We start from the raw sequence: 16,524 nt of genomic DNA, 5'->3' as shown, positions 1-16,524 counted from the left end.
ATCAACTGTCAACTGTCAACTGTCAACTGTCAACTGTCAACTGTCAACTGTCAACTGTCAACTGTGTGCCCCCAACACCTCCAAAGTGGCTTTCTGAGCTTGTGTAATACCCGTGACTCCGGTAATATTCATAGCTTCATAGGGGCGATCGGCTCTGAGAGTTTTCAAACATTCACCTGTGTTGACATCCCACAGCTTAATCGTCTCATCAGCGCTGGTGCTTGCAAGAACAAAGTCGCGATTTTCTGCCTCATTCGAGACAACAGGACGCCAAGCAACAGACCAAATTTGACTTGTATGTCCCTGTAGAATTTTCGTGCATTCTCCCGTGCCCGCATCCCAGAGTCGAATAGTTCGATCGTGCGAACAACTGGCCAGCATTTCACCGTCAGGACTCCAGACTGCTGCTTTTACCATATCGCTGTGTCCCTGCAAAATTTTCAGACACTTGCCAGTACAGCTATCCCAGAGTCGGATGCTCAGATCCTGGGAAGCACTAGCAAGGGTTTGGCCATCCGGGCTCCAAGATACATATCTAATGGAACTTTCATGTCCCTGCAAGACATCCACGCATTGACCGGTGCTGCTATCCCAGAGTCGCAGATTTCCATCGTGGGAACCGCTAGCAAGGATTTTGCCGTGGGGACTCCAGGCTAAACTCCCAACCCAACTGTCATTTCCCTGCAAGATGTTCAGGCATTTCCGGTGCTTAACATCCCACAACCGAATATTCAGGCCGCCCGCCGCGCTGGCAAGAATTTGACTGTCGGGACTCCAAGCGACAGCCCAAACCCAGGCTGCGTGTCCTTCGAGGGTTGCCAAACATTGGCCGCTGCTGGCATCCCAGAGTCGAACCGTGCAGTCATCGGATCCGCTAGCAAGGGTAGTGCCATCGGGACTCCAGGCTAAACCCCAAATCCAATTGGTGTGACCCTTTAATGTTTTCAAACATTGACCTGTGCGAGGATTCCACAACCGAACCAGACGATCGCCACTGCTGCTGGCAAGGATCGTACCATCGGGACTCCAAACCGCCGCAAACATAGAATTGCTGTATCCCTGCAATGTTTTGAAATTTCGGCACTGATTCGATCGACTGCGATCGACCTCCCACAGTCGCACGGTTTGATCGTGGGAACCACTGGCGATCGTTTTCCCATCTGGGCTCCAAGCTACAGTCACGTTCCAAATCGAATTGCTGTCTCCCTGTAAGGTTTGCAAGCATTGACTGCTTTCTATATCCCAGATCGCGATATTCTGGTCTCCGCTAGCGCTGGCGAGCATTCTGCTATCGGGACTCCAGGCGAGGGAAAAGACTGCCCGATCGTCTCTTTGCAAAGTTTTGAGACATTTACCGCTGTCGGCATCCCAAATCTTCACGGTTCGATCTTGACTCCCTGTGGCGAGAAGTTCTCCGTTGGGACTCCAAGCAATTGACCAAATTCCATTAGTATGTTCGGATAAGATTTTCAGGCACTCACCATTCTGTATATCCCAGACTCGAACCGTTCCATCTAAGGAAGCACTGGCGAGGATTTGACCGTCGGGACTCCAAGCAACAAACATCACCCAATTACTGTGGCCCTGCAAAATCTGGCAACATTCTTTGGTACGAGTATCCCACAGTCGAATCTGGCGATCGTCCCCGCTAGCAAGGATGTGTCCGTGCGGCTGCCATGCTAGGGTTCTGATGGTAGTCTGATGTCCTTGCAAGATTGCCAAACAACTTTCTGATTCAATACTCCACAGTCTGATAGTTCGATCGGCACCGCCGCTGGCGAGGACATACCCTGCTTCGTTTCCCCCGTTAAGAGGCAAGGGAAAGAGACTCCAAGCCAGCGCCCAAACCCAACCGTGATGCGATCTAAATATGGCTCTGGATTGTCCGTTAGAAACTTGCCATAGGGACACCAGATTATTGCTATCTCCAGTTGCTAGCAGTTGACTGTCGGGGCTAAATGCAACCCTTAAAATACTGCCTAACGGTTGGGTAAACCGCGATTTTGATAGGTCAGAATGGGTGAAATTGACTCGATGCAGGTTCACATCCTGAAGATCGGCTTGCCAAATGCTGAGATAGGAAAAGTCGTAGTCAGTTAGGTCAATCTGAAGGTGGCGTAATAGATTGATAATATTGCCACCAGTGTATCCAGCCTGATTCGGACACTCGGTTTGCAGGCGATATAGAATTTGTTTTAGTTGATATGCGATGTCTTTTTGAGAACCCAATTGACTCAGCAACCGATCGCTCAGTGGCTTTAAAATCATGCGATTTTGGCTGTCGCGAATGTAGTCTTTGTCCTGTGCTTTGATTAAGGCATGGGTTTGCAATAGGGAAGAATTTGACAATGGAGTCGGCGATGAGCGATCGGCAATTTCGTCACAAATGCGATCGATCAGTGTCTGCGTGACATATTCCATCACCACAGGTTGTAATGTAAACTGACCTGCGTTGGTTTCAATCAACGATCGCCATTTCAAATTTTGCAGGGCTTCCATCAACTGCGTTTGGGATACGCCAGCATTCAAATCTTCTCGAAGTTCGGTAAAGGAAACCCATTCGCGATCGATCGCCAACCAGCACATGACTTGAGTCTCTAAGATTGACAGACGATTGCATTGTTGTTGAATTAAATCTGCAACATCGCCAAATACAGTAACATTTTGTGCTAGGAAAAGACCAATATTGCCGCTGAACAAATCTCGAATGGTGGTGGCAACGATTTTTAAGGCCAGGGGATTGCATCGATAGCGATCGCACAAATCCTGTTTTTGACTGTCCGATCCAGTTAATTCCGTCGCCTCAATCAATGCTTCGGAGGCTTCTGGACAACCGCCCAAGGACAAGCTTTGTACTGCTAAGTCGCCCGCTTCCGATTGAGCAAATTGAGGGCATTTTTCCCTGGTGGTTAACACCAAACAGCTTTGATGGCGAGTTTCGGCCACCGCGCGCAACATTTCTCCGTAAGCTTCATAGCCGGGACGATATTGTCCACTCTGATCCCCTGGTTGTGACAGGCTTTCGGTATTGTCTATAACGATCAGACAGCGATGATTCCGCAGACACTGAATCAAGCTGCTAATTTCTGCTTTTGTATCCTGTTGTCCTGAGAGAAATGAGACTAATTCTGCTAAGAAAATTTCCGGCGGCGGGGCATTGCGGAGGCTTCGCCAAATGACGTAGCTAAATTGGTTTTGTAGCTGTTCTGCTAATTTGACAGATAAAGCGGTTTTCCCGATGCCACCAATCCCAAAAATACACACCAACCGACAATTATCTTGCAGAATCCATTGGGTGAGGGTGGTAAGTTCTGCGGTACGCCCGTAAAAGCGGGAAACATCTATGGCTTCTCCCCAATTTTGGGCGATCGACTTTACAGGCTGGCGTTCTGCGGTTGTTGGTTCTGGCTGGATGTAGTCTTGCTCGGTTATAGTCAGGTTAAAGGCGCGAAATAACTCTTCTAGGGTTTGGCGATCGACTGCTGCTTTGCCACTTCGCAGCCGTCCGATCGATCGAGCACTGAGCCCTGTCAAATTGCTTAATCGCTCTAATGTGTAAGCAGAACCGCCATTTTCAGCAATGGCTAATTGTTCCTGGGTATTCTGTAGACGCTGCAAACCCCAATCTGAAAGAATCACGCCTCGGCGCTTGCGCTTTTGCGGCAGTTTAGTCATCAGAAAAATCGGTGTGAAACCCCGTCCTTATAGGACGGCTTTACAATTAATTGGCAATGCGCCACGAGTTCGGGGACAAAAACTTACAATCTCCCGGCAACGCATTTTGGCACAACCGCTTGCCAGTCCCTAAACTGTGCAAACTAATTGTTTTCCGGTTTGGGTCTTTTTTCGTTGGTGACGCTTGCCAGCCACCGACATAGCAAAACCCATACTTGGGATGTTTGACGATTGAGCCGCGTTTAAACCCTGCGCTAATCGTACCGCCATATCTAGAACGAATATGACCGGGAGCGTGTTGCAATCGATGTAGCTGTCTTCTGTGAAACTCCAGAGGCATCACTTCTATCAACACTGTGTTATCGGGTTCAAAATGTCCTCCAACATACCAATTAGCAAGCACCCAAGAATCAACGCAGTGAGCCTCAAATTTGTTTGACAATTTCTGCTTTGATTTCTTGAGTCCCAGACTTTGACGCAGATTGTAGGTATCGTTACCCGTTTTGATTTCAAGGTGTGCAATACGAGTAAGTTCCCGATAAAACCAGCGTTTGCCTACTTCCAGAGGGCTAAACGACACGTTCCACTTGCGTGCGTTTTTCCTCTTTCGGGCTTTGATATCTTCGACGACGAAAGTTGATACCGGAAACATCAAGGTTAGCCATTTAGCTATTCTTAATTTCCACTGCCACCTCGCCTTAGTCGATGGGGGCAGGCGATGTTTGTTGACCAGTCGGTTTGCTCGGTTTTGGCGGCATGGCGTCTTGCGAAAACGTCTGGCGCGTCGCATATTTCGCCGTGTCTCAATATGGTCTTTCACCCAATCGACGGCGTGGGTTTGCACGTTGAGGTAGGCATGAGCTTTGGATTTGACTGTAAAAGCTTCTCGCTTTGAACCTGGGTCAATACCAACTGCTATTGGTTGGCGGTGCGTGTTTGATGGTTCTACATTGAGTCGAACGCAAAACACTCCTTTTTTCCAAAATGGGGTGGCGATGCCCGCCTTAATCCAACGCCGCGCACGACTTGGCGTAGTAGGCATTAGCGGTCTGTTTTCACTATCTAGAACTGGTACAAACATTTACGGTAAGTCTCTTGCGAGTATATATTTCCCTTCGACACTGACAGCTATAGAGGTTAAAAACTAGGGAGGCATTCTTGACGTATTTCGAGCTACCACGCCCAGGCTGTTCAGTTTTTTGTCCCAACGATGCGGTTGGCGTCTAGACACTATTTTAGTCTCAAATTAAGAAGTTGGTGAATCTCCCTCTTTCAAGCCCCATGCCTTAAGGCTGGGGTTAGTGACATTTTAACTATTTCAACTATTCCAACTTGAACTTAGGACTTGTTGTTACATTCGTAGTGTCATTTAACCGCTATAAGATTCGATCGCGCGTGCGTCGGGAGTGTCCGCTCTCAAGCTGCGGACTGAAGTCCGCACTACAAACCGTTTTTGTTATGTTAATCAACTGTCAACTGTCCCAGGTCAACTGTCAACTGTCCCAGGTCAACTGTCAACTGTCCCAGGTCAACTGTCAACTGTTTTTAAAGCTTGTCATATCTCAAATCTAGATTCAACCCGTCATTTGCCGTAGTCAATTGTTACAAAAAAGATACAAAAGCATCTATTTCTCCTCGCAACTCGTCTTACTCTATATCGAGTCCGAATGATTAGCGACTATTTTATCAAGGACAATGCAACACTTAACTCAGAATGATTTTCAAATTTTTTCAGGATGCTTACAGGAACTATACAAAACTTGTAGCGTTGAGGATTTCTCATCTCATCTGCTGGCGATCGTCTCGAAGGTTATTTCCGCAGTAGATTACACCTACACCACCCTCTCCTTCGAGAATAGCAAGACTACCTCCCTCGACTATAAACCCGCCCCTGGGTTCGATCGCCTTGATACAGTGAATTTTGAGAAAGTTGCTCACCAGCATTTTTACGAAAACCCTCTAGTCGGTAATTATCTCCGAACTCGTGACAATCGAGCGCATAAGGTTTCAGACTTCTTAAACGAGCAGCAACTGCACCGTCTGGAAGGATTGTATGGAAAGGTGATGCAGCCTAGAGGAATCAAGGATCTGATCGCAGTTTCACTACCTCTTGCTTTGGCTGCTAAATCTGCGAGCAAGCTCTACTCTGGACAAGATGATATTATTGCGATTACACTTTTGGGAGATCGGATTTTTACTGAGCGCGATCGCTATTTATTCAATTTACTGCACCCTCATCTGGTACAAGCCCAGCAAAACATGAATCAGTTTACCCAAATAGAACAGGAGTGGGTAGAACAGCGTCATACTCTGGAGGCATTAGGAATTATTTCTCTCAACGGAGATGGGCAAGTTCAATTCATGAGCGAACGAGCTTTGCATTGGCTGAAACAGTATTTTCAAGACTCACATTTTTCAACAAAATGTTTGCCAGACAATTTGCAGAGATGGGTTAAATATCAGTTGTCGCTGGTAACACCAAGTGATGAAATCCCTGCACCTCATTTACCGCTGAAATTAGAACAAGCAGGAAAACAATTAATTGTACGCTTTCTGACTGAGCAACCGCTGGAAAGATATCTATTGTTGCTTGAAGAAGAGGAGTTTTTAACTCTATCATCCGTATCTTTGGAATTCCTAGGATTAACCAAGCGGGAAACAGAAGTATTGTTTGAGGTGACGCAAGGTAAGACTAATCCAGAAATTGCGGCAACACTGAGTCTGAGCATTGGTACAGTCAGAAAGTATTTAGAACATATCTACTCAAAGCTGGGAGTACAAACTCGTGCGGAGGCGGTAGTAAGTGCTTTGAAACAGCTTGGGAAACTTCGTTAAAGTGGGAATTTACTGATTGTATTCCCAAAGGAGTTGTTAGGATGGATAAGAATTCCGGCTTCTTAGTAGAATCGGCTCATTTTCCAAAATCGATTTCTATCTCTCTTTGGTTACTTTAGGTGATTTAAAAATCATGTCAAATCTTGTGAATCCAGAAGATTATGATTCGATCGCCCAGACGAATGACGAGTCGATCGCACTTGCGATCGCGATTACGGTAATTCCTCAAGAAAACGGGTACACACTGGTTTTTGCGAGAATCTCCCAAGTGCGATCGAACATTTGCTCGATCGAATGGTGCGGCCCTCAGTCGATTGTAGATTTTCAACAGTTGACAGTTGACAGTTGACAGTTGACAGTTTGAGAGCTACCTCTACCCTTAAGTCAGAGAATTGGAGTAATGAATCGTCTTTTTAATTTCTCCCTCAAATGGTTCCGGCTTTCAACCAATTCTTTCTGGTAGATTTTAGATTTACTTTTTTTTAGCGAAAGATGAGAATACCACAGCAAAAGCAGATCGAGCTAATTGATTTTAGCCGAGAACTGACATCAGATTTTCTGTTACCTCAGCGGGAGCATCTCAGTTTTGCATTTGTAGTGCTGTCGGGAGCTCGCGTGCTTTATAAAGCACGCGAGCGAGACCCTCGCACTACGTAAAAAATGCTTTTTACCAAATTGGGATGCTCCCGGAACATCAAGCTACTTGGCACGTTATTGCTCATTTTGCAAAACTAGGATAAAGCGTTGCCATCCCTTGCGGTTCGTGGCTGTATTTCCCACTTTGCGAAGGTGTGTATGTCTCGTTATACAAACAGAGGCTATCAGGATTTTTCAACACAAACTGCATCATCCGCCGATGGGCTTCACCTCGGAAAAACTGTTTCAGATCGGCTTCTGAACGCCAGTAACTGACCATAATCACTTCCTTTGGCCCACAAATTCCTGCTTTCACTTGCACGCAGCCTTCAGCTTTACCAGTCGAAGTGCCGATCGACACTAGATTTTTCCACATCCAGAAAAACCCCGCGCGATCGCGTGCCACAAAGCCGTTGACAAACACCACTGCTTCCGCGCGATCGGGCAAATCGATCTGGTAAATCGAATATCTGTTTGCATTTGCCATCTTCAAACTCCTTGAAAATCTTACTACCTGGAAATTACATATTCAATCTCACGATTATTCACTAAATTGAATATACAATTTATGATATATTCAACTTAGTGAGTATGTCAACCCCTAGCCTATGTCTCTTAGCTATGCCATTCTGTCAGTCTTAGTAAGCGCCCCCAGCAGTGGCTACGACCTAGCCAAGCGCTTCAATCCCTCTGTGGAAGGATCGGTTGGTTTTTTTTGGAGTGCCAGCTTCCAGCAGATTTACCGAGAATTGAGCCGCCTCGAAGAAAAGCAGTGGCTGCAAGCCGAATCCGTACAGCAGGAAAATCGACCCGACAAACGTATCTATACCGTGACGGGATTGGGCAAACAGCAGTTGTGCCAATGGATTGCTGAGTCGGAGGAGATGGCACCAATCAAAGATGAGTTACTCGTCAAACTCTATGCTGGGTATCTGGTGTCTCCTCAGATAATCGTGGCAAAACTCGAAGTGCACCGCCAGCAACATCAGCAGCGATTAATGATTTATCAACAAATTAAGACTCAGGAATTTACAAATCCCCAAAAGTTGTCAAACAGCCTAAAATTTCAGTACATGACTTTACTGCGCGGGATTCACTACGAAACAGGCTGGCTAGCTTGGTGTGACGAGATCCTGCTGTTGCTGCAATAAGTGCAAGGCGAAGGCAATTTTTTACTAAAATTCTGCAATTTTCTCCTAGATTCCTGAGTGGTAACTTTTCTAAAGTATTAGCAGCAGTTTCGCCCGGTAGAAAGATGATCCAAATTCAACCGACAAATATGACTTTCCCTCTTTGGGGTTTGGTAATTTTCATTTTGTGGACGATCGCAATTGTCATCGCCCTCATAGCAGTCAGGATTCGGCATCTATCTGCGGGCGGATCTCCCAAAGATTTTGGTACACAAAACGATGAAAGCTTGCTGTGGCGACTATTTAGAGTACAATCTAACTTGATAGAAAACCTGCCTTTGTATTTGGGAGTTTTTTTTCTGCTAACAGTTAGGGGCGTCTCTGGAATAGCCGTAGATTCGCTGATTGTTGCCTACATCGTATTTCGGCTGCTGCATTCAATGATTCACATCGCCGGTCTCAATCCTATGTTTAGGGTATTAAGCTTAGGGATGCAGTTAAGCTGCTTGGTAGCCTTAATTGTTATGGCAGTTTTGTAGTTGATGACTTACACAACGAACACATATATTGTAGGGTGCGTCAAGCCCACAATCTAATTATTTCGCACGCAGCCTAAGTCTGACGCACCTTACTTACAAGTCTATAGATCGTCTAAAATTACTGTCTGTGATTTCGCTAACCAACCTAAATTATGGAATCGCGTTAGCAATCTTTGGCTGGTATAATAATAAGCTGTTTTAGTTTTTACATTTTGGACTGACTCGCGTCCCCAGGCCACAAAAGTTGGATTATTTTTGAGATTTAGTTTAAATACTGAGCGAGCTTATTTTTAAACATAAATCGTAATCTTTTTAAAATTTAACAGTTAATTTTCCGCAATCCCCCTGACAACTGCTGTATCAAAAGGCTAAGCTAGATACAAGCTTAAACTTCCTTTTCTAGAGACAAACCGCAGCCAATTTCACTCGCCTTTTAACTATGGCAAAAGAATTAGCAATAGACACTCGCGGACTTACCAAACAATTCGATCGCCATATTGCCGTCAATGACATCGACTTGCAAGTCGCCGCTGGCGAAATCTGCGGACTCATCGGCCCCAACGGTGCGGGCAAAACTACCTTGCTGCGAATGTTGGCCTCCGCTGAAGAACCTACTACAGGGGAGATTTACATCAACGGCAAACGCTTGTTGCGCGATCGATCTAATCCCACTCTCAAACAGCGCATCGGTTTTCTTCCCGACGATTTTCCGCTTTACGACGATTTGACTGTTTGCGATTATTTAGATTACTTTGCCAGACTCTACAACCTGCGACAACCCCGGCGCAGAGAGCGCATCTATGCAGTTTTAGAACTCGTGCAATTAACCAACAAGCGCAACAGCTTAATTTCCACTCTGTCGCGGGGAATGAAGCAGCGCCTGAGTTTGGGGCGCACGATTATTCACGAACCGCTGTTGTTGCTGTTAGACGAACCAGTTTCGGGTTTAGATCCGATCGCGCGATCGCAATTTCGCGAAATCATCAAATCCTTGCAACAAGCCGGGATGACCGTAGTCATATCATCCCACGTTCTCAGCGATTTAGCCGAACTTTGCACCTGGGTAGGGATTATGGAATTGGGCTATCTTGTGGAAAGCGCCCCTTTACAAGAACTTTACAAACGCCTCGGGAAACAGCAAATTTTCCTGTCAACTTTGGGCAATATAGAAGCACTGACATCCGAACTCAAGAACTTTCCTTGGGTTGAAAGTTGGGAAATAGTGCCGGAAACTCAGCAGGTGTGCGTTCATTTTTCAGGAAGCCGGGAAGATGCAGCGAATTTATTGCGATCGCTCGTCAATGCCAATATTCCCCTCACCGAATTTCACTGCACTCAAGAAGACTTAGAAACTATCTTTCTGAAAATGGGACACAAACAAGCATCTTAAATAGCCTTGGACGCACGGGCGGTCAAAAACCTGGTTTTTACCAAAATCTTTCATCGGAGCCACGAGACTCACAAAAAAACCCGGTTTCTGTGGTCTAAATGAGTTCAATGGGTGCATCTGGGTTTTGAAGAGGGCGAAGCATGACCGCATATAAGTTATTAGTTATAATCCCATATTGACTGCGGTCATGCTTCGCCCCTACAAACATATTTGCCTTGCACAGGTCGCTGCACCCAGTTCAAGACTATTAAATAAATCACCCGATTTCCAATTGTTCACTCACAACTCAAAACAATTATCTATGACTCTCAACTTGCTAGACACAATCGGTAACTGGAATTCCCAGTTATTTCGAGAACTTAAAGGCCGGCTGAAAATGGGCAATATTGCGATCGCCAGCGTCCTTTCCCTCAGCAGTCAACTGGTGCTGTTTTTGTCGTCGAGGAGCCAGATACCCGTTGCGCCTCTTCCCAGCGATTACAAGTACCCCATTCATCACAGATTCTGCACTGGATTTGATGGCAATCCCAAAAGTGATGCAATCAAGTGTATCCAAGATGCGGCAGGAAATTTCATCATTAACTGGCCCTCTTGGTGGCTAGAAATATTCGTTTACCTGAGCATATTTAGTGCGATCGCACTTTTAGTAGCCGGCACTTATATGCTGGTGAGCGACTTAGATAAAGAGGAACGTCGAGGTACACTCAACTTTATTCGCCTCAGCCCCCAATCTGCCAACACAATTTTTCTGGGTAAAATTCTCGGCGTCCCAATTTTACTGTATCTGGCAGCAATTCTTGCTGTACCGCTGCACCTGTACAGCGGATTAGCAGCTCAAATACCTCTGCATCATATTTTATGTTTCGACATAGCAATGGTAGCTAGCTGTGCTTTATTTTACAGCGGTGCAATGCTATTTGGTTTAACAACCAGTTGGTTGGGAGGGTTTCAGCCTTGGCTGGCTAGTGCTGCGGTTTTGGGTTTTATTAGCACAGCTTTTAAGGCACCATCAGTCGGCAATGCTGCGGACTTGTTAGCATTTTTCTCTCCGGCTGCTGTCTTGAAACAGGTAGCTTATCAAGTTAATGAGTCATCCCATTCTAACCTTAACTGGTTAACTGAGGAGTTCGATAGTCTGGAATGGTTCCATTTGCAGATTGGCAAAAATCTTGTGTCTTCTACCGCCTTATCTTTATTGATTTGTGCAGTGGCAACCTATTGGATATACCAGGGATGGCAGCGTCGCTTTCCCAACCCCACCGCCACTGTTTTGAGCAAGCGACAAAGTTATTTGCTGGTGATTTCCTATCAGTCAATAATTTTAGGATTTGCACTCCAATCAAATAAATACTCCCTTGATGAAATCGTCTGTTTGTCGATCCCAAATTTGATGGTTTTTTTAGCTTTGATTGCGGCTTTAACCTCGGAAAGACAAGCTTTGTATGATTGGGCGAGGTATCGGAAACAAATCGTTCCGAGTAGTCAGAAGTTGTGGCGCAAATACCCAATACTCGATTTAATTTGGAGCGAAAAAAGTCCAGCACCAATTGCAATAGCAATCAATCTCCTCAGTTCGACAGTGATTTTAACACCTTGGCTGCTGGTGAATCACACCGCTTTTCCTGCGATGATTGCGTTTATCAATCTTATCCTGATTTACGCCGGCCTCACTCAGCTATTCATGTTCGCAAAAATCCGAAATCAAGCAGTTTGGGCGACTTGTACAGTCGGAGGGGCTATCCTTTTACCACCAATTATTTTGTCTGTGCTTTCCCTCTACCCAGCAAAAGCTCCTTTCATTTGGCTGTCTTTAGTATTTCCCATCTTTGGATCTTCATCTGCCTTGAGAGACCAGTCAATATATGACATTTGTGTCTCGATACTCTGCCAGTGGACTGTGTTGGTGCTGCTGAATCTGCAATTGAGGAGGCAACTCCGAATCGCTGGGGAATCGGCATCTAAAGCTTTGCTGAAGGCTTGAAAAAGGGAGAATGCAGTGCGCCCCGATCGCAATCGGTGGGCATTCCTGACCTCAAAAACCCGGTTTCTTTGTAGATTTATCGTCAACGCAAAACTCGTAGAAACCGGGTTTAAAGCTATCTTTGGAGCGGCAATTAAACTCTCCGAAGTCTTGTTCAGTTTGTTGATTTAAAATTCTAAAATTTCTCTAAGTACACTCTTTAAATCCGCATCAGCAGGACGTTTTGAAAACTGCTCGTGACTGTAAATCCAAACGAGTTTAATAATACAAGTAGTTGCGTTAACTAAGTACATTAGTCTAATCTGTCCCGAAGCTCCTTTAGCAATCCTAAAATCTATCTTGTGAAATGTCCATTCTTCTGGCAACTTAATTTTTCCCGGTAAAGGCTCATTACGGGAATTGTTTGGATATTGGTAATCAATTAATTCTTCCAAAACTTTTGAAATTATTTCAACAAAGCTAGCTCCGTGAATTTTTGCAAGTTTTTTAAAGGAACGGTTGAAATTGTCGGAAGCTTCAATCGAGAAGGGAGTTGAGCCACTCATGGACTTCTCCTTTTTCAATACGATTTGATGATTCGGAATCAAAGGTATCCTTCAAAACTTCAGACATTGCTAGTTCGTATGCGGGGTGCTTGCGCTCTATCAAATCGAGCTTCTGATAACCTAATGCTTTCATGTCTTCGAGAAGAATTGGCTCCGTTGAACTTGCTTCAGGAAGTAGACCTTTACGAGCTTTTTTCCAAGGAAATTCACCGTGAGTCATATTGCTTAATCCATAAGCATGATAACCACCGAAATATCCCCAAATTTCTTCTAAAAGCTCTTGCTTATCAGAGGTAAGCTGCAATAAGGATTCTTTGTTAGGAATAGGTAGCTGGCTAGCTTCAAACTCACTGTAAAACCTATAAGCAGGAGGACAAACAGGGCCGTAGCGCCATGCTTGGATTTCTTCTCCAAAGAAGGCCTCATCATAGAGTGCCAAATGCAAGCTCTGTGCGTAGTATAAAAGCTTCTGAATCTTCATATTAGTCATGTCAGCTTCTATACCATCTTCATAAGCTCTGATAATGAAGTAGCGAGCCAAATTGAGACAGTCGATCATAGCTCCGACCCTCAGTCTAGAACAAATACTTTTCGATCGCCAGATTGGCAGCATATCGATACATACTATTATAATTGAAACTGAGTCGCGAGTGTAATATCAAATCAGCCGATCGCACAAATGTAAATTCGATCGCCCATTCCAATCGCGATCCGCCTCTCATAAGCTAACTATACTTGCGGCCGCGCCACTGAGTCGGCTGATTAAACGCAGAAATTAGAATCCGCACAAACGCTAACGGATCGGCTAAAGGTGACAGCCAAAATAGCCATTTACCAGAAGCTTCAGTGCGATCGTAACTCGGAGCGATCGCGAAACACAAAGCCGATCGCACCGCAACCAAAAATACATTCAATCCCCACAGCCCAAACTGCCCAGATACAGCGATCGCAGGTAGGGAACCCGATAGCAAATACCAAAGGACGATCGGCACCGGCAAACCTTGAACCGCCAACAACAGCCACAAATCGCCCCAAATTTGACCGCCAGAAGCAGCATCTTTCAAATCGAGCGATCGACCCCATTCATTCCAAGTCTCGATCGCCCCCTCATACATCCGCACCTTCAAGACTTTCGCCCCATCCAAAAAGCCCACCTTAAAGCCCTGAGCCGCAGCATAGCGAGCCAGAGTCACATCATCGCAAAAAGAACCTTTTGCGACTTCATAGCCCCCTAAAGCCACCAAAACCTCGCGCTTACAGAGGAAACACTGACCGTTTGCCATCACCCGTTCCGGCACATCCCCGCCGGTTCCCGTGGGGCCGAAGCGATACACCAAAGTCATTAACAGCGCAGGTTGCAGCCACAACTCGCCCGGATACTTGAGGATGAACTGCGGCGACAGCGAAATCAAATCGTAATTTCCAGCAGCAGCAGTTTTGAGCAAACTTGCGATCAAACCCGGATGCGGCTGAGTATCCGCATCTATCCCCAAAATCCACTCGCACTTCTCGGAAGTTGCCAAAAAACCCCAATTCAGCGCCCACGGACGCCCCACCCAACCAGGCGGTAACGGATCGTCGTTAATTAAGCGAAACCGGGGGTCTTTTTCGGCGGCAGCTTTGACTAAATCCCCTGTTCCATCTACCGAATAGCTGTCAACAACTACCACCTCTCGGAGCTCGTAACTTTGGTGACTCAATCCTTCCAAACAAGGTGCAATTCTTTCTGCTTCGTTCAAAGTCGGCACCACCGCAGTACAAGCACCCAACAAGTCCAGCGTCGGGGAATCTGGTTCCAGGGGCGGGATGCGCGAGGGGCCTTTAATTAACCGCGACATTAAAAGGGCGGTAGCGGGTAATTGCAACAGCAAAAGTGCGGCAGGGATGATGATTGTAAGGTGGTTAGGATCGATCATAGGATTTTAGATTTTAGATTTTAGATTTTCAATTGAATAATTTGGAATTACGGCTGGTGTCAATTTGAAAAATTTAATCAACTTTTGATATCATGTCCTGTCGCTTACCACAACAAAAACGGTTCGTAGTGCGGACTTTAGTCCGCAAGATCGGAGCGGACTAAAGTCCGCACTACGAACGAATATTATTGCGGTTAATCGACGATCGGACACGCTATGACCTCAAACATATTAACGGTTCGTAGTGCGGACTTAAGTCCGCAGCCTGAGTGCGGACTAAAGTCCGCACTACGAACGAATATTATTGCGGTTAATCGACGCTCGGACACGATATGACCTCAAACATATTACAGGAATTTGGCATGAAAATATAATTGCTGAAAAACCCGGTTTCTTGTTAAAACCGGGTTTTTAAATTAGCTCAAAATTTCCTGTGAATTTTTGCCAAATCAGCAGTGAGCTCGTGTCCGCTCAATTACCATAACAAAAACGGTTCGTAGTGCGGACTTAAGTCCGCAGCCTGAGTGCGGACTAAAGTCCGCACTACGAACGAATATTATTGCAGTCAATCGACCGGAAACGATATGATTCCTCATCAGCCGCTTACTTCCGCAAAGCGCCTACGCGCTGAGATGGAATTTCAGCTTTGAGAGCAGATTCCAAAGACGGAATTGCTTCTGTTATGTCATCTGCTGCGGGTTTAGCGATCGAGCTTAATACGATCGCCGGAACTACACCCAGAAGCACAGCTAGCGATGTCGGGAACCAGAACCGAGAATCCAAGGAAGTGACAGTGATAATCGCTCCGAAAGCAAAGTTTACCAAATAAACAATTAAAGGCAAACTCAATTCCGATCGCTCTAATTTTATCGAAGTTTTTCTCCAAAAGAAAGCTGCTACAGACATAAACAGCGCCCCGGTACCCATCCAGCCCGCCAAATTGCGGTAAGGCATCCCAAAGAAAGCGCCAAGTTCCTCAAACTCCCAAAAAGGTACAGAAGTTTGACTCATCGCCGGATCTAGTACAAAATCCCAAGCTGTCAATAATAGAGCGCCAAGGGCGATCGCGCCTATTTGGCGCACCCAATTCAATTCGCCTTTACCACCAGCCAGCCCAGCGCGAGCAATTATATATGAAACCAGTCCTAGATAAAACCACGACATGGGAATTGTAAACGGCACCAGCCCTGCAATTTTGTAGCCCAACCCGCTTAAATAGTGGTAATGGCCGAAGGGAAAACCCGTACTCGTTCCCAACAACTCGCTACTCAAAGATAAAAACACAGAAGGCAGCAAAAATGTCAGAGTTGCACCCAGCCCCAACGTCCGATAGGCATAGAGAGCAACCGCTGCTGCGCCAAAAATGATATAAACTACTCCACCCCCAGCCATCCCCCATTGGAACAAAGTTTGTCCGGCGGGCGATAAATTCATCACGAATTCGGGATGGGGTAAAATCAGCAGCAACCCTGCCAATCCAAAGGCCATTGACAAGACGTGGGCAATCAGGCAAAAGCGCTCAGCTATCAAAAGTTGCTTCATGGGACTCCTCGAAAAAATATTAGATGCAGAAAGCACTCGTTACAGTTTACAATTTTTTACAATAAACCAACACCAATAGGGCACCGGCATTTTTCCAAGATTTGCGCCCAAGCCCGAGAAACCCCGTTGCTGATTGAGTGTCTGGTTGCAACAAGCCTAGACAAGATTGCAAAAATAGCTGGGAAGATCCCCAGAACCCGTCCCAAAAATCAGCAGTCATTACACAAATTAGGTACGTTGTTGGGATGCGAGCCCTCTTTGCTTAGATCTTATGAAAGAGCGCTGAAGCGCAACTACATACCTTGGCCCAAGCACGAGCCAATCTTCGATCGATA

Annotated in this window: 14 protein-coding genes; 6 read left to right on the top strand and 8 right to left on the bottom strand. The window is 45.8% G+C overall.

Going from position 1 to position 16,524, the window contains the following annotated elements; all coding sequences use genetic code 11:
• Window positions 1–57 precede the first annotated feature (57 nt).
• Window positions 58–3,675: an NACHT domain-containing protein gene (locus tag JGK11_RS00475; RefSeq protein WP_293179124.1), complete on the bottom strand. Its 3,618-nt coding sequence runs from the start codon at window positions 3,673–3,675 to the stop codon at window positions 58–60.
• 46 nt (window positions 3,676–3,721) lie between these two features.
• Window positions 3,722–4,756, bottom strand: a complete 1,035-nt coding sequence (locus JGK11_RS00470; RefSeq protein WP_293179127.1) for an RRXRR domain-containing protein — start codon at window positions 4,754–4,756, stop codon at window positions 3,722–3,724.
• Between the two features lie 614 nt (window positions 4,757–5,370).
• Here JGK11_RS00470 and JGK11_RS00465 point away from each other — a divergent pair.
• Both JGK11_RS00465 and JGK11_RS00460 read left to right on the top strand, forming a co-directional pair.
• Window positions 5,371–6,510, top strand: a complete 1,140-nt coding sequence (locus JGK11_RS00465) for a helix-turn-helix transcriptional regulator (RefSeq protein WP_293210190.1) — start codon at window positions 5,371–5,373, stop codon at window positions 6,508–6,510.
• 133 nt (window positions 6,511–6,643) lie between these two features.
• Window positions 6,644–6,859: a hypothetical protein gene (locus JGK11_RS00460; protein WP_293195784.1), complete on the top strand. Its 216-nt coding sequence runs from the start codon at window positions 6,644–6,646 to the stop codon at window positions 6,857–6,859.
• Between the two features lie 369 nt (window positions 6,860–7,228).
• On the opposite strand, the gene JGK11_RS00455 is transcribed toward JGK11_RS00460, so the two are convergent.
• Window positions 7,229–7,633, bottom strand: a complete 405-nt coding sequence (locus JGK11_RS00455; protein ID WP_293195781.1) for a DUF4188 domain-containing protein — start codon at window positions 7,631–7,633, stop codon at window positions 7,229–7,231.
• A 121-nt stretch (window positions 7,634–7,754) separates the two neighbouring features.
• Between JGK11_RS00455 and JGK11_RS00450 the strand changes: the two genes are divergently transcribed.
• The 4 genes from JGK11_RS00450 to JGK11_RS00435 all read left to right on the top strand — a co-directional run bounded on the left by JGK11_RS00450 (window position 7,755) and on the right by JGK11_RS00435 (window position 12,186).
• Entirely contained in the window at window positions 7,755–8,297 is a 543-nt protein-coding gene (locus tag JGK11_RS00450) for a PadR family transcriptional regulator (RefSeq protein WP_293179139.1), read from the top strand.
• Between the two features lie 128 nt (window positions 8,298–8,425).
• Complete coding sequence (locus JGK11_RS00445) at window positions 8,426–8,815, top strand: MAPEG family protein (protein WP_293210188.1); 390 nt, start codon at window positions 8,426–8,428, stop codon at window positions 8,813–8,815.
• Window positions 8,816–9,254: 439 nt separating this feature from the next.
• Window positions 9,255–10,205: an ABC transporter ATP-binding protein gene (locus tag JGK11_RS00440; RefSeq protein WP_293179145.1), complete on the top strand. Its 951-nt coding sequence runs from the start codon at window positions 9,255–9,257 to the stop codon at window positions 10,203–10,205.
• Between the two features lie 301 nt (window positions 10,206–10,506).
• A complete protein-coding gene (locus tag JGK11_RS00435) occupies window positions 10,507–12,186 on the top strand; it encodes a hypothetical protein (RefSeq protein WP_293210186.1) in 1,680 nt (559 codons plus the stop codon).
• 167 nt (window positions 12,187–12,353) lie between these two features.
• On the opposite strand, the gene JGK11_RS00430 is transcribed toward JGK11_RS00435, so the two are convergent.
• The 5 genes from JGK11_RS00430 to cruF form a co-directional block, all read right to left on the bottom strand.
• Window positions 12,354–12,731 carry a hypothetical protein gene (locus JGK11_RS00430; protein ID WP_293179151.1) on the bottom strand — a complete coding sequence of 126 codons (378 nt, stop codon included), beginning with the start codon at window positions 12,729–12,731 and terminating at the stop codon, window positions 12,354–12,356.
• A complete protein-coding gene (locus tag JGK11_RS00425) occupies window positions 12,703–13,290 on the bottom strand; it encodes a type II toxin-antitoxin system antitoxin SocA domain-containing protein (RefSeq protein WP_293179154.1) in 588 nt (195 codons plus the stop codon). Before JGK11_RS00425 ends, JGK11_RS00430 begins: the two co-directional genes overlap by 29 nt.
• Window positions 13,291–13,306: 16 nt before the next feature.
• Complete coding sequence (locus JGK11_RS00420) at window positions 13,307–13,453, bottom strand: hypothetical protein (RefSeq protein ID WP_293179157.1); 147 nt, start codon at window positions 13,451–13,453, stop codon at window positions 13,307–13,309.
• Between the two features lie 3 nt (window positions 13,454–13,456).
• The gene (gene cruG, locus JGK11_RS00415; RefSeq protein ID WP_293207237.1) at window positions 13,457–14,647 is read right to left on the bottom strand and encodes a 2'-O-glycosyltransferase CruG; all 1,191 of its coding nucleotides are present in this window, start codon (window positions 14,645–14,647) and stop codon (window positions 13,457–13,459) included.
• Window positions 14,648–15,250: 603 nt separating this feature from the next.
• The gene (gene cruF / locus JGK11_RS00410; protein ID WP_293179163.1) at window positions 15,251–16,189 is read right to left on the bottom strand and encodes a gamma-carotene 1'-hydroxylase CruF; all 939 of its coding nucleotides are present in this window, start codon (window positions 16,187–16,189) and stop codon (window positions 15,251–15,253) included.
• Window positions 16,190–16,524: the final 335 nt, after the last annotated feature.

The organism is Microcoleus sp. PH2017_34_RAT_O_A, assembly GCF_020737885.1.
Taxonomy (GTDB): domain Bacteria; phylum Cyanobacteriota; class Cyanobacteriia; order Cyanobacteriales; family Microcoleaceae; genus Microcoleus.
Note: the sequence above shows the minus strand (reverse complement) of the source record. Positions and strands in the feature narration are given on the sequence as shown.